The 13,919-nt window shown below is 68.6% G+C and carries 12 protein-coding genes and 2 pseudogenes; 9 read left to right on the top strand and 5 right to left on the bottom strand.

Annotated features, from left to right (window positions below):
* The first annotated feature begins 281 nt into the window (after positions 1 to 281).
* The 7 genes from OG729_RS38000 (at position 282) to OG729_RS37970 (ending at position 9,662) form a co-directional block, all read left to right on the top strand.
* Positions 282 to 521, top strand: a complete 240-nt coding sequence (locus tag OG729_RS38000; protein WP_405810669.1) for a YxD-tail cyclophane-containing RiPP peptide — start codon at positions 282 to 284, stop codon at positions 519 to 521.
* Positions 493 to 1,752 (top strand): FxsB family cyclophane-forming radical SAM/SPASM peptide maturase, encoded by a 1,260-nt coding sequence (locus tag OG729_RS37995; RefSeq protein ID WP_405810667.1) that lies wholly within the window; start codon positions 493 to 495, stop codon positions 1,750 to 1,752. Before OG729_RS38000 ends, OG729_RS37995 begins: the two co-directional genes overlap by 29 nt.
* A gap of 57 nt (positions 1,753 to 1,809) precedes the next feature.
* Positions 1,810 to 3,120 carry a toll/interleukin-1 receptor domain-containing protein gene (locus OG729_RS37990; protein WP_405811429.1) on the top strand — a complete coding sequence of 437 codons (1,311 nt, stop codon included), beginning with the start codon at positions 1,810 to 1,812 and terminating at the stop codon, positions 3,118 to 3,120.
* A gap of 8 nt (positions 3,121 to 3,128) precedes the next feature.
* A complete protein-coding gene (locus OG729_RS37985) occupies positions 3,129 to 4,133 on the top strand; it encodes an AAA family ATPase (protein ID WP_405810665.1) in 1,005 nt (334 codons plus the stop codon).
* 4 nt (positions 4,134 to 4,137) lie between these two features.
* Positions 4,138 to 5,106 (top strand): hypothetical protein, encoded by a 969-nt coding sequence (locus OG729_RS37980; protein WP_405810663.1) that lies wholly within the window; start codon positions 4,138 to 4,140, stop codon positions 5,104 to 5,106.
* 56 nt (positions 5,107 to 5,162) lie between these two features.
* Positions 5,163 to 8,972, top strand: coding sequence for an FxSxx-COOH system tetratricopeptide repeat protein (gene fxsT / locus OG729_RS37975; RefSeq protein WP_405810662.1), 3,810 nt, complete (start codon positions 5,163 to 5,165; stop codon positions 8,970 to 8,972).
* Between the two features lie 240 nt (positions 8,973 to 9,212).
* The gene (locus OG729_RS37970; RefSeq protein ID WP_405810660.1) at positions 9,213 to 9,662 is read left to right on the top strand and encodes a DUF6224 family protein; all 450 of its coding nucleotides are present in this window, start codon (positions 9,213 to 9,215) and stop codon (positions 9,660 to 9,662) included.
* A 102-nt stretch (positions 9,663 to 9,764) separates the two neighbouring features.
* Here the strand turns inward: OG729_RS37970 and OG729_RS37965 are convergent.
* The 5 genes and pseudogenes from OG729_RS37965 to OG729_RS37945 all read right to left on the bottom strand — a co-directional run.
* Positions 9,765 to 10,070 (bottom strand): annotated as a pseudogene (locus OG729_RS37965) (MmcQ/YjbR family DNA-binding protein); the annotation flags it as partial.
* 7 nt (positions 10,071 to 10,077) lie between these two features.
* Complete coding sequence (locus OG729_RS37960; protein ID WP_405810659.1) at positions 10,078 to 10,503, bottom strand: VOC family protein; 426 nt, start codon at positions 10,501 to 10,503, stop codon at positions 10,078 to 10,080.
* A gap of 27 nt (positions 10,504 to 10,530) precedes the next feature.
* The gene (locus OG729_RS37955; RefSeq protein WP_405810657.1) at positions 10,531 to 11,502 is read right to left on the bottom strand and encodes a helix-turn-helix domain-containing protein; all 972 of its coding nucleotides are present in this window, start codon (positions 11,500 to 11,502) and stop codon (positions 10,531 to 10,533) included.
* A gap of 48 nt (positions 11,503 to 11,550) precedes the next feature.
* Positions 11,551 to 12,063, bottom strand: a complete 513-nt coding sequence (locus tag OG729_RS37950; RefSeq protein WP_405810655.1) for a hypothetical protein — start codon at positions 12,061 to 12,063, stop codon at positions 11,551 to 11,553.
* A gap of 261 nt (positions 12,064 to 12,324) precedes the next feature.
* Positions 12,325 to 12,732, bottom strand: coding sequence for an ester cyclase (locus tag OG729_RS37945; protein ID WP_405810653.1), 408 nt, complete (start codon positions 12,730 to 12,732; stop codon positions 12,325 to 12,327).
* Positions 12,733 to 12,874: 142 nt separating this feature from the next.
* Here OG729_RS37945 and OG729_RS37940 point away from each other — a divergent pair, with 142 nt between their 5' ends.
* Together OG729_RS37940 and OG729_RS37935 are read left to right on the top strand one after the other, a co-directional pair.
* Positions 12,875 to 13,429 (top strand): TetR/AcrR family transcriptional regulator, encoded by a 555-nt coding sequence (locus tag OG729_RS37940; protein ID WP_405810651.1) that lies wholly within the window; start codon positions 12,875 to 12,877, stop codon positions 13,427 to 13,429.
* A gap of 130 nt (positions 13,430 to 13,559) precedes the next feature.
* Positions 13,560 to 13,898 (top strand): annotated as a pseudogene (locus OG729_RS37935) (GNAT family N-acetyltransferase); the annotation flags it as partial.
* Between the last annotated feature and the right edge of the window lie 21 nt (positions 13,899 to 13,919).

The following is a 13,919-nucleotide window of genomic DNA, read 5'->3' as shown; positions in this document are numbered from 1 at the left end:
GGGCTGCCCGGAGTGACGTGGCGGGGCACGCAGTCCGTTGAGGAAGACATTCAGTGGACGTAGTCCTCCTCGAACGCTTCCCCCGTCTCGCACTTGACGACTCATCCGCCGCTCCCGAACGGCGGCCCAGCATGCTGCGAGGACTACTCCAGCTGCCTGTGATCTGGTGAAGAACGAGACATCCCCCGCCGCCTGCCGTCACCGGCGTCCTCCCACGCGCGTCGTGTCTCGAACTTGCCCTGCAACCTACGATAAGGTCCGTCTTCACAGCAGCGAGCGACGTGCGCGCATTTCTTCCTGGAGTTGGGTTGTCTCTTCCCCCGGGCACTGCTCTGTCCCCGAGGGGCGGACATCAGGCCATTGAGCCGCTGCCGGACTTCACCGGCCTCGATCTTTCGTCGTTGGCCCGTGACGCGAGCAACCCTGTGCTTGCCGCCGTGATGACCGGCCTGCTGGCCCGGGCTGGCTCTCGCAACAATCCAGTGGCTTTCTATGACGACAGCCCCTTCGTCACCTACTGACGCCGGCCACCGACACAGCACGTCGGCTCTGTGGCCCCTGCAGGGGCTCGATGTTGCCGCCGCTCGGGCGGCCGGTCATCAGGCAGTGCCATTCCAGCAGTTCGTGCTGAAGATGCATAGTCGCTGCAATTTCGCCTGTACGTATTGCTACGTCTATTCGGGGCCGGACCAGAGCTGGCGTGCGCGACCTCTCACAGCGTCCGCGGCAGTAGTGGCGGCTACCGCCGCCCGGATCGCCGAGCATGTGGAAACGCACATGCTGTCGGAAGTCCATCTCAATGTGCACGGGGGTGAGCCGCTGCTGGCCGGAGCCGGGGCACCCATCGGCTACGTCACCACAGTCCGGGAGGCCATCGATGCGGCCGTGGGTCCCGGATTCTGCCGGGTGCAGGCCACCGTGCAGACCAATGGGAGCCGGCTCACAGAAGGCGTCGTCACCGAACTGGCCGATGCCGGGCTGAAGATCGGTGTGAGCCTCGACGGCGGTCTGGCCCGGCACAACCGGCAGAGGGTGGACCATGGCGGGCGACCTGGCTGGCCGGCCGCTTCGCGGGGACTGCGGGTGCTGGCCCGTCACCCGGACGCCTACGGCGGCATCCTGTGCACCATCGACCCGTCATCGGATCCCATCGAAGTCTACGAATCGCTCCTCGCATTCACTCCCCCGAGCATGGACCTGCTCCTGCCGCACGCCAACTGGTCCTCCTCCCCGGACCATAAGCCCGGCACTGCCACCCCGTACGGCGACTGGCTCGCCGACGTCTTCGACCACTGGTTCCACGCGGAGTCGCCCCAAACCACCATCCGGCTGTTCACAGAAATCCTCGGCCTGCTGACCGGTCAGGAAAGCGGTACCGAATCAGTCGGGTCCTCCCCCGTCGTCGCCGTCGTCGTGGACACCGACGGCGCCATCGAACAGGTGGACTCGCTCAAGACCGCGTACTCTGGCGCCCCCGAGACCGGGCTCGACGTATTCCGCCACAGCTTCGACGAGGCTCTCGACCATCCAGGGATCGCCGCCCGCCAGATCGGCACCGCCGCCCTCTCCGATCAGTGCCTGTCCTGCCCGGTCGTCAGGATCTGCGGCGGCGGGAACTACGCCCACCGGTTCGACGCCCGGAACGGCTTCAGAAATCCGTCCGTCCACTGCGCGGACCTCGACCGGCTGATCAGGCACATCGCGCGCCGTCTGCGGCCGTTGCTGGCCGAGGCCCGATTGCTCCGTGGCTGAGTGGCCGTCAAACTCTCAATAGGGGCAGCCACTTGGGAGGGCGGGGGCTTGAACAAGGTGTTCATCAGTCACAGCACGCGCGAGGACCCGTACGGCGGCGAGGTGCGTGGCCATGTCATCGAAGGGCTGCGGGAACGCGGGTACGACGTCCTCGTCGATGCCGAAGGACTCTTACCCGGTGAAAAGTGGCACCCCCGGCTGTACGAGTGGCTCCTGGAGTGCCGAGCCGCGGTGGTGCTCGTCAACCATGACGCGCTCACTTCGATGTGGGTCCACAGGGAGGTCGACATCCTCATGTGGCGCCACCACTTCAACCACTCGTTCCTCGTGCTCCCCGCCCCGGTCGGCGACGTGACCCCCGAGGAAATGACCGCCGCCGGCTTCGAGGACCTGATGTCGTTGCAGCTGGTGCGCCGTATCGCTGCCGCCCGCAAGGGAGACGTCCCGGACGCGGCCGAGGCGGCGGAGGCGATTGTACGTGCGTTTCCGCCGCTTCCGGCACCGACGGACGACGATGATCCGGTGCAGCGCTGGGCCGAGGACATCACTGCACAGCTCAGCCAGGTCCGCACCATGAGTCGGCTCGCCCGCATGGGACGCGCCCTCGGGCTCCCCGACCGGCATCTCGCGGGCTCTCCCGTCACCGACGTCAGCTGTGGTTTCCTGGCCGCCCAGATGCTCCACACCCACGACGCGCCGCGGCTGCGCAGCGCCGTCGGGGAGGTCGCCCGGCACATGGACAGCACCGCGTTGGACCAGCTCGTCCGCCTGGTCCTGCCAGTGTGGATCGACGCGGCCTCCGCTCGGCGCGTACTGCCCGAAGAGGGCCTGGAGCGCCAGACAGTGGTCCTGAACGTCCGCCGCCCTGAAACGGGGCAGTACTACCTGGGCCGCGCCTTCTGCATGGACGTCAGCCGGTACTGCTGCATATCCGTCAGTGCACCGCCGCCCGGGGAGGAGGATCCGGAGGACGAGCTCCGGCTCGCCTGCGAGCAGCACATCAGGTCCCGGTTCGGGATGAGCTCCCGCGAGCCCCTGGCAGGCGCTCCTCGGATCGGGGACTACGACACGTATGTCGTCATCCATGCCGAGCACTGCACCCTCCCCCAGGCCGAACGGGTCGTCGACTGGCTGCACGAGCACATCCCCTGGGTGCACATCCTGCTGATCCCCAACGAGCAACTCCCCGAAAACTCCGCTCTGACCGGCCGACTCTCCCAAGCCGCCCTCCTCACGCCGCCGTTCGGTGCCGACGACGAGCGAGTGGCGATCAGAGTCGCGTACGGGATGCTCAGCGACTGGGGCATCCCCCACATCGGCGACGACGCCTGGATGGGCAGGATCAACCGCACCAACGCGAGGGGGTGAACCACCCGATGGCGATCACCGAGAGTGGAAACACCACGCCCAACGAGTGGTTCCGCAATCCGGATCGCGGCGACGGCGAGATCTACGTCATGTCGCGGAATATCGACGAAGCAGTGAACGTGGCCCTGGCAACCGGAAGACCTCTGCTGCTGCGCGGCAGCCCCGGGTCCGGCAAGTCCTCGCTCGCCCCCTACGTCGCACGGGACAGAGGCTGGCGCTACTACGAACACGTCATCACCTATGGCACCCGGTCGCGAGACCTGCTGTGGCGCTTCGACAGCGTCCGCCGCCTCGCCGACGCCCAGGTGTACCGCCAGGAGTCGCCCCCGCTGGACGACTTCTCCTACCTGCAGCCCGGGGTGCTGTGGTGGGCCCTCGCACCGCGCTCGGCCCGGCGCAGAGGCCGAGCCGCCCCTGATGGCGAACCCCCCGACGAGGGAATCGAGGATCCGTTCGCCGGCGTCAACGGCGACCGCAGCATCGATCACGCCGTGGTCCTCATCGACGAGATCGACAAGGCCGACCCGGACGTACCCAACAGCCTGCTCGTACCGCTCGGATCACAGCGATTCACCGTCGTCGAGACCGACACAGAGGTGTGGACCGAGCCGCCGACGGGCCCCACGGACCCGCTCTTCTCCCGCCATCTCGTGGTCATCACCACCAACGACGAGCGAGAACTGCCCCAGGCCTTCCTGCGCCGCTGCGTCGTCGTCACCCTCCCCGATCACGACGTGCGCAGCCTGGTCCGCATCGCCGAGGAACACATGCGCAGCTGGCACGGCGCGGGCGGGGCCGGGCATCTTCGACTCGCCGAGGCAATGGCCGTCGAACTGGGCCGGGTGACCGAACAGGCCGCCGCACAGGGCGTGCGAGGGCCCAGCACCGCGGAGTATCTCGACGCGCTGCGTGCCTGCATCACCCTTGGGATCGGCCTGGGCTCGGAACGCTGGGAGTGGCTGAAGAGCTGCGTGCTGGTCAAACGCCAACAGATCTACGGAGACGGGTGGTGACCAGATGCGGCACCGCGAGATCTGGCTGGGAGATGTGGCGCGCGCCGCCACTGCCCTAGGCGCCTCGGAGCCCTCGGCGTGGCAACGGGTCGCGGCGCTTCTCGGCCTCGGCCCGGGAAACATGCCGACGCCTGCCTTCGAACCCTCCCTCGATGCCGTCGCTGTCCGCAGTCCCGCCCCGCTGCCCGGACCGGCAGAGCCGCAAGGCCCCGGCAAGCCCGTACGGGAGCCTTCGCCCAACGGCACGCCGCGTCAACCGCCGTCCGCGACCGCGAACACTCCGCTGACCCCGACCGAGCATCGAACGCCGCGCAGGACCGGCTGGACCGTCGAATCCCTTCCCTCCCCCAGGAGCACCGCAAGCCGCGGAAGACTGCACGTACCGCTGCTCGCGCCCCGCTCCACCGCCGCGGTCCTGCACGCGGCTCTGGCCCGGGTCGCCCACGAAGGTGACCTGGACGTGGAGCGGGCTGCCGACCACCTCGCCCGTGGGCTGCCCCTGCACGAGATACCGCGGCGACCGCTGCCGACCCTGCGCTACGGGGTACAGATCCTCGCCGACATCTCCGCCGCCATGGAGCCCTTCGCGCAGGACGTGGAAGGCGTCATCGACCAGGTACGCAGCTTGGTCGGCGTGGCGAGGACCACCGTGCTGCGTTTCGCCGACTGCCCGATGCGTGGAGTGGGAACCGGCCCTCGCGGCACCTGGGGGCCGTACCGGCCTCCTCAGCCAGGCACCCGCATATTGCTGCTTTCGGCGCTCGGCACCATCGGACCGCCGTTCGACCCGCACCGCGCCACAGAACGCGAGTGGCGGGAGACACTGCTGCGCATCCGGCAGCACGGCTGCGAAGCCGTCGCCCTCGTACCGCTGCCGGAGCGCCTGTGGCCCACCTGGTGGCGTTCCCAGTTGCACGCGGTCGTCTGGGACCGAGGCACCACCGTGGGCCGGGTCGTCGGGGAACTGCGATGACCTCCACCGTCGAGCCTCGCCCTCGGCAGGGCCACGAACTCGCCATCCTCCTCAGCGTGGCAGCTCGCATCGAACCCGAACTGATGCGCGCCGTACGGGTCACGGTGGCGCCGCTGCTGGACGTCTCGGCCGAGACGGACCTGTGGTTCGGCGACCTCGTCGAACAGCGGGGCTTCGGCTACGTCGTCCTGCGCAGCGATCTGCTGCCGCAGCTGCGCGCCGAACTCACCGAACGACTCAAGAACTGTCCAACCGGAGCGCCCCTGCACCGCCTGTGGTCAGTCATCGAGCGCATGCACCGGAATGGTTCTCCCGCGCTGTTCGCCGAGGAGCGCGCCACCTGGCATGCCGTCAGTGGCGGCACCGAAGCCGAAGCGGACATCGAGCACGCACTGCGCCCGGCGCTGCGGGCGCTGGTCGAGGAGGCCCGGGACGGGGTCGCGCGCTGGTTCTCGGGCGCCTGGCAAAGGCTCCCCGAGCCCGTCCGCCGGACCACCACCGCCTGGCAACTCGCCACGGTCGCCAGGGCCCGGCTCGCCGACGCAGTACTGCAGTCCGAACCGCCAGAGCGGCTCAGCGTCACCGACGTCGGACTCATCGCCGCGCTGCTCCCGCACGCCGAACTGCACGGCCGGCGCGTGGGGCCGCTGTTAGTCCTCGGCGAAGGGGCCGACGACCCGGGCAGCTTCGTCCTGCAAGTACCCGACACCGATCCGCAGGTCCTGGACCTGCTGGACCAGCCCGTGCCACGGACGATTCAAGTACGAAGAGCCGAGACGGTTGCGGAGACCGTCGGCTGGGGGCCGGTGCGGCTGCTCGCCGCCGACGGCGCGGTCTACGAACTCCCTCCCCCTGCTCTCGACCTCAGCCGCGGAGGGACCGCTCCGCGACACGGCACAGCACCGTGCTGGCATATCGTGCTCAGTCATGCCGGCTTCGACCGGTCATGGGCGGCGTGGATCACCGACCAGTTTCAGCTGGCCGGACACCGTGTTACATCCCGGCTGTGGAACCCGGACCCGTCACAACCATTGACCGAACTGCTGGACGATCTGCTCGACACCGCGGACCGGGCGCTGCTCCTGATCGGCGCAACGTACTGCGCGCTCGGCGGGCGCACCGCGCAGGAGTGGGACTCGGCGCTCACCGCGTGCGCCGCGGACCACGCCGGCCGCCTGGCCATCGTGATCGTCGACGCCGGGGAACCGCCTGCGGCGGCAACGGCACTGCCTATTGCAGATCTTCGGGGCACCGGCGAACAGGAAGCCAGGCATCGCCTGTTCGACCTGCTCGGCGTGTCCCTGTCCCGACTCGCAGGCGAGGCGTCCAGACTGACCACGAGGTTCCCGGACACCCCGCCCGCCGTGTCGAACGCCCCTCGCCGCGACCCCCGGTTCAGCGGCCGCGAGGAGATACTGGCCCACATTCGCCAGATTCTCCTCGCTGCCTCTGAACCGGGAACCGGCCCCGCGGGACAACATCGCTGTGTGCTCCTCGGTGCCTCCGGAATCGGCAAGAGTCAGCTGGTCACCGAGTACGCCCACCGGTTCGGCAACGAATACGACATCGTCTGGTGGATCAGCGCCGCGTCCCAGGCAACAGCCCGGGAACAGCTCGCCGAGCTCGCACCCCGACTCAACCTCGCGGCAGGACAGGGCATCGGCAACCGCATCCGCGCCGTGCAGGACGCCCTGCGCGTGGGCCTGCCCTTTCACCGCTGGTTACTCGTACTCGACAGTGCCGACGACGTGCGGGAGATCGAGGACCTGCTGCCCGAGGGCGCGGGACACGTCCTCATCACTTCTCGTAACCCCGCATGGGCGGACGACGAACGTGTCCTGTGCATCGACGTGCCGCCCTTCCCTAGGAACGAGTCGATCGCTTACATCCGCGCCAGGGCCCCCCGGCTCTCGGCCTCTGAGGCCGACGGGCTCGCCGAGGCGGTGCAGGACTTCCCGCTCCTGCTCTCCCATACCGCGGCCTGGCTCGACACCAATCCGATGCCCGTCCCCCAGTACATCGAGCTCGTCCGCTCCCACCCTCCCGAGCGGCCGCCGAACGGTCATACGACGCAGTACCCCCGCGCCTTGGAGGGCAGTTGGACGATCACTCTGGCGTCGCTGCGGGAACGCAATCCCGTGGTCGTCGAACTCCTTGACCTTTTGACCCACTTCTCGCCCGAGGCCATCCCCGTTCGACTGCTGCCATCCGCCGACGCCGGCGTCCTCCCGCCGCGCATCGCCTCGGTCGCCACCGACCCTGCGGCCTGGGACGCGACGATGCGGCAGCTGTCGGAAACCTCCGCTGTTCGGCTCGAGTCGGGCGCCAACGGGGTGGAGCGGGCCACGATGCCCCGTCTGTATCACACGCTGCTGCGCGAGCAGCTCTCCGACGAACGGCGCGAGCTACTGTCCCGCACCGCTTGCCAAATCCTCGCGGGAGCGGATCCCCAACGGCCCCAGGACGCCGCCCTGTGGCCCCGTTACGCCGAACTGATCCCGCACCTGGAGATCTCCGGCTCGCTGGAACGGGGCGGCATCGGCGCCCGCCTCGTTCTGAACTGCATCGAGTACCTTCGCACCCGCGGCGAGGCCAACGCCGGGCTACGGCTGTGCGAGCAGGCGAAGATACGCTGGCGCAGGCACCGGCCCTTCGACGACCCCGACATGCTCATCGTCACTTACCAACACGCCAACATGCTGCGCAGAGCCGGGCGTTACCAGGAAGCCGAGGCCGTCGGACGGGACGTCGTCGACCGACTCTCTGCAGCCAGACCGGCCGACCACCCCGATCTGCAGCGCGCCAGAAACACCCTCGGCGGAACTCTGGTCGCCCTCGGCGCCTATCAGGAAGCCTTCGAACTCTACGACCGGACCGCGCACATCACCGCGACCACACTCGGCGAGGAAGCGGCGGCCACTCAACAGGCGCGCACCAATCTGTCCATTGTGCTGGCACTGCTCGGCCGCTACCAGGAAGCCCTGGATCTGTCCGCGGCAGTCCTCGCCGTCCGCTCGCGGCAACTCGGCCCGCACCACGCCTTTACGCTCTACACCGCACAACGGCAGGCATGGACGCTGCGTCTGCTCGGCCGTTACGCCTACGCGCTCGGGCGTCAGGAGGCCAATGTCCGCGACTACCGCCGCCTCATGGGCCGGTACACGGTGGAGACCATGGTCGCCGAGCACAACCTCGCCTCGTGTCTGCGCCGCGTCGGCGACCTCACGCCGGCCCGCAACCTGATGCGTGAGCTCGTGGAACGCGCCCATCAGATCCAGGGCCCACACCACCCCGAAGCGCTCTTGGTCGCCGCCGACTATGCGTCCCTGCTCCGCGAAGACCGCAGTCTGGACCAGTCGTGGGACCTGGCCACCACCGCCGCGCGCGGATACGCCGACCTCCTCGGCGACACCCATCCCTACTCGATCGGCACGGCCGGCAACCTCGGCCTCATCCTGCGGGACTCAGGCGACCGCGACCGCGACGAGGCACGACGCGTCGCCGAACGTGCCCTGCAGGGTATGACGGCTTCGATGGGCGCAGATCACCCGTGGACGATTGGGTGCGCCCTCAACGCAGCCTCCGCGCGCAGCCACAGCGGTGATGCGGAAGGGGCAGCCGACCTCAGCGGGCTAGCCCTAGAACGGGCCACGAACGTCGTCGGCCGGAGCCACCCCCTCGCCTTGGCCTGCGAGGCAGCACTCTCGCAGGACCTCCGCGCGCTGCGCCGGGCGGCCGAAGCCGACCAGCTTCAGCAGGACGCTCTGACCCGCCTGACCGGAACGCTGGGCGAACACAGCCCACAGACGGCAGCCGTACGGCGGGGAGAGCGGCCGTTCTGGGACTTCGAGCCGCAGCCGACGTGAAACCGACACATTCCCCTGGTCAGGGGCTACGTTGGCAGCGCGTTGGCCCAGCTCGACCGCTGGCCGGAGGCCCGGGCTGCGCCCGTACACCTGGCGACACAAAGACGCCACAATGACGAAGCTCTCGGTTCGCCCCCAGCCCGAGCGAGCGCACGAATCCCCGTTCAGCCCCCGCACAGTCCATTGCCTGCCACACTGAGCACGCTGCGACACCGCCACGGTGGAAGGGAATCGGCGCGTATGGACGGCGAGTACACCCGGCCGTACACCAAGGATGAAGTGCTTCACGGCATCGCGCTCATACAGGCCCATCTCGCGCAGGACACCGACGCCATCGCCGCGTTGCACGGTGATGACGAGGATCCAGAAGCGGCCTACGAGATAGCGCGTGCGCTGTTCGCCTTGACCCACATCATCGTCTACGGCGCTGTCATCCCGCAGATGTGGGTCATCAAGAAGGAGCTCTCGTACGGCCACACCAACCATGTCCCCGAGCTCAGCCTGGCCCTCCTCATGGTCGAGCGGGTCGAGCAGCGACTGGAGGTCGCAGATGCCCACCCCGTGGTCAACGCGTTGTCCATGGGCGATGTGATAGGTCTGATCGTGCGCTGCGCCGGAACCGACATGGATGACGTGCCCGCCTTCCTCGACACGGTCCGCCAGCGCACGCTGCGCGCATTGGCCACCTGACGGGAGCCTCGGCGTCACGAATCGGCGCCATGTATCGCAACCGGGCCGCGCGCGGTCCGCTGGCGCCGCGGTCAGGCGCTCGGGGGCGATCAGGCAGTAGGCGTCCAGAACGAGGTCCTTCACCCTGCTCCAGTCCACGGCGACGTCGAGGTAGACGCCGATCCAGCCCCGGTTGCCGACGTAGGGCGGGCGGAAGAAGTGCACCGGGTCGGAGGTGACCAGGTGCTCCTGGACTCCGGCCGGTGCAGCGCACCAGAAAGCGAGCCGGTCGTCGTGGTGGTGGTCGGAGAGGGTGACGAACATCTTCTTCCCGGCGAACCAGCTGGGTTCCCCGTGACTGAGCCGCTCGTCCGCCTCCGGGAGTGCCAGGCAGATCGACCGGAGCCTGGCCGACGCTGAAAGTGCCATGGCCGGATCAGCTCGGATCCGCAGCCTTGCGGGACTCCCCGCGATAGGTACCGAACGACCACCGGTTGCCTTCGGGATCGCGGGCGGCGAAATCTCTGGAGCCGTAATCAGTTTCGCGCAGCTCGGAGGTGATCTCAGCGCCGGCGGCCTTCGCGCGGGCGTACAACCTGTCCGGGTCGGCAGTGACCACATAGGCGCCGAAGCTTCCGGGTCGCAGCGGCCAGGAGTCGTCCTCGGCGTCCGGCTTCGCCGAGCCGAGCATGATCCCGCCGCCTTCCGGCCAGGACAGCTGGGCATGGTCGACACGGTCACCCTCCCCGTGGACCACGGTCTCCTCGAATCCGAACGCGTCGATCAGAAACCGGATCAGCGCGCGGGCGTCGTAGGCCCGCAGGGTGGGCCACACCTGCGGTGCCGGTGTCGTGTCGTCCATGTCCACCAAGCCTCCTCGGCCAGTCCTTCAGTACTCGTGGGGCTCTTGCCGCACCCAGCCTTGCGCTGCTTCGCCGCTGGGGGCTTGGACGTTTCGGAACTCCTCGGCCAGCCACGTGCTGGGGGCGCAGCCGGCCAGGGAGCGGAACTCGCGCGCGAGGTGTGCCTGATCGAAGTAGCCGCACTCCGCAGCCACGTCGGCGAGCCGGGGAAGCTCCGACCGACCGGCGTCGGCGGCCAGCAGTCTGCGGGCGCGGTCGAATCGGACCACCCTCGCGGCGGCCTTGGGCGTGAGCCCGGTCTCCCGCCGGAAGCGGTCCGCCAGATGGCGTCCGCTCCAGCCGACCTCGTCCGCCAGCGCCGCCACCGGCACGGCACCGCCGGTGCGGATCAGCAGTTGCCAGGCGCGGGCGACCTCGGGCGGAACGCCTCCGTAGGGGGAGGTCGCCCGGAGCAGCAGCTTGTCCAGCACGGCGAAGCGCTCCGGCCAGCTACCGGCCGCCTGCAGCTGTGCCTGGAGCTCACCGCACATTCGGCCCAGGACGGCGTCTGCGGGAAGATCGGCGTTGGCCAGCTCACCGGCCGGCAGGCCGAGCAGCGCCCGCGCACCGAGCGGGTGGAGCGCGATCTGGATACCCGACTGGCGGCCTTGGTGGGTGATCAGCGCCGGCGATGTGTGCAGGCCGCCGAGCAGGGTGTCGTAATTTCCCGGCGCCTGTCGGGGATCAGGGTGACCGGCCACGGTGAGCACATCGTCGAGCGTGAAGATCAGCGTCAGGTACGGCGAGGGCATCCCCCGGTGCTGTGCGGCCGGGAAACCGTCTTGGCGATAGCCGGTGTACCAGGCCACAAACGGCCGCAGCGCGGCGGCGGCGCGAACGCGGACGGACTCGTTGATCACTTCGGGGCGCGGGACGACCGTAGGGGCCGCGGCGACCCGCGCGCGCGGCGCTGAGCCGGCGAACGGCCCCGGGATGTCCACTCGCGGCGCGTTGTCCACGCCACCAGTATCGGCCCGCCAGGGCCAGGTGGTCCTTCTGAGGTGCTCTTACCGTCGGCGGTCTCGTGACACCACGCCCGGCCCGTAGAGGCAGACGAAGTCGAACACGTACGGCGGCGCTGTGCGCGGCTTCTTCCTCGCGGAAGCCGTCGTTCGGTGTCCGAGAGCGGGAGAGAGGTGCAGGTTGCCGATCCACACGTTGCCGGAGTGATGCTCCTGTACCGTCTCGCTCTGCTCGTGAAGCGCCTCGATGATTTCGGCGGCCGGCCACCCGAAAACGTCGACGCCCTGGAACGCAACCGGGCATGCCCCGCGCTCGTCGACCGGCCGCCGCGACAGCGAAATGATCGACAGGCCGCCTCCATCGGAGGCCGACAAGGTGATCGAACATCCGGGCAAGTCGAAACCAACCGCCCAATCGGTCCCGCAGACGAAGGCCTCCGACAGTGCCGCGTGCGGCGCCAGAACGCGACGGGCGTACTGCTCGGACATGCCGAAGACCAGTTCGGGCAGCGGGCCGGGCAGCCGTACGCCTGTCGCGGGAAGCAAGTCGATGGTCATGCCGCCATGGTGGCAGCCACGGTCACCGCCTGGGCACTGCCGTCTCAGTTGCCCGGCTCAGCGAGATCCTTCGGCATCTGTTTGGCCACCGAGGCGGACACTTCAACAAACAGGCTCAACGTCTCGGTTGCGGCGGGTCACTGCATGCATGAGCCGACTCGTGTGGGTGAGGAAGATCGGCCCCGACAGGTTCGACGCGGGCTTGCGGCACGGAAGTCCGGCAGCCCCAGGCGTGATTGCGCATGGTCGCCCGGACCCAACCTAGTCGGCCTGCAGTTGTTGGAGCAGGCCAAGCCGGTCGATGACGGCGTGCCGTTCGCTGATGCGGACGCCCACGAAGCGGAACAGGGCGAAGGCCTCCATACTCACCTGGCGGCCGGTCGCGGGCACGCCCATCAGCTCGCCGCCGTGGGTCGCCCGCATGCGCCAGCGCACCATCACCCGGTCGTCCTCGGCCACCATGTCCAGGATCTCGAAGCTCGGATCGGTGTGGGTGGCATGCACCTCACGGATGGCGTCCTTGAAGCCCTGCGGTCCGATGACGTTCTGGTGCCGGCCCTCGCTGGTGACGAAGTCCGGAGTGAACAGCTCATCAGCCACATCGAGGTCGCCGCCTTCGAGTGCCTTGTAGAGCCGTCGGATGGCGTCCTTGCGGGACTGGGCGGTCATGAGGTCGTCTTCCCTTCCGATCCAGATTACTGAGTGAACCATCAGTAAATTACCATCTTCCTGAGCGATGACTCAATAAGACGGGAGACATACCGTGGCGGATACACGGCGCGGTCGGCCCTCCACCGGGGTACGGGAAGCAGTGCTGAAGGCCACCGAGGAGGTGCTGGGTGAGGCGGGCTTGGCCCTGTCCACCAAGGAGATCGCGCGCCGAGCCGGCGTCGCGGAGTCCAGCATCTTCTACCATTTCGGCGACCGGCTGGGCCTGCTGCAGGCCGTCATCAACCTGCATCTGCCTGTGTTTTCCGACGCCACCGTGGTATTGGGCCGCCGTACCCCCAGCGGGAACCTGCCGGCCGACCTGACTGCGGTGGTGACCGGTCTGGAGCGGTTCTACCTGCGGATCATGCCTATCCTCGGCGCCCTGCAGTCCGACAGCCAGCTGCGTGAACTGCTCGCAGAACGCGACGGCGAAGTAGGTCCACACCTGGCACTCAAACCGGTCGCCGACCTTCTGCGGGCCGAACGCACGGCCGGGCGAGTGCGGGACACCCTGGACCCGACCGCCGGTGCGCTCCTGCTGATCGGGGCCGCTCACCAGCGGGCCATGCACCGATATCTGCTCGGCACCACCGCCAAGCGATTCCTGCCCTCGGTCGACACGGTGGTCCGGGCGTTGCTGCCGGCCTTCGAGTAAGGGGTCTGACCATCAGTCCTTGAGATGATCGAAAGGGCAGCACCAAGCCGCCTGAGAAGCGACGCGGCTTGGCAGAGTGGAGGGGAACGATGTGAGCGGGACAGTGGAATTGCGTCACGTCGACGAGGAGATGCTCGAAGGACTCCTCGCGGTGGCTGTCAACGATGCAGCACCTGACGAGGTCATGCCACCCGTGACCGGTCCGCCAGGCTGGACGACAACGCGACAGGACGCCTTCCGGGCCTGGCACCGGGCTCGCCGACCAGGACTGGCAGGCCCGCTCCACGAATGCACATTCGCGATCCTCGCCGACGGGAAAATCGTGGGATCAGCACGGCTGGCCTGCCGCGACAGCCAAGAGGTCCTCGAAACCGGCATGTGGCTGGCACGTTCCGCACGAGGGCGCGGAATCGGCACCGCCGCGCTGGACGCGATACTGAACGAAGCGGCCAGAGCCGACGCACGCTTCGTGGTCGCCGAGACCACCGCC

The sequence above is a fragment of the Streptomyces sp. NBC_00210 genome, from assembly GCF_045160975.1.
GTDB lineage: Bacteria > Actinomycetota > Actinomycetes > Streptomycetales > Streptomycetaceae > Streptomyces.
This window is presented reverse-complemented; position numbering and strand designations above follow the sequence as displayed.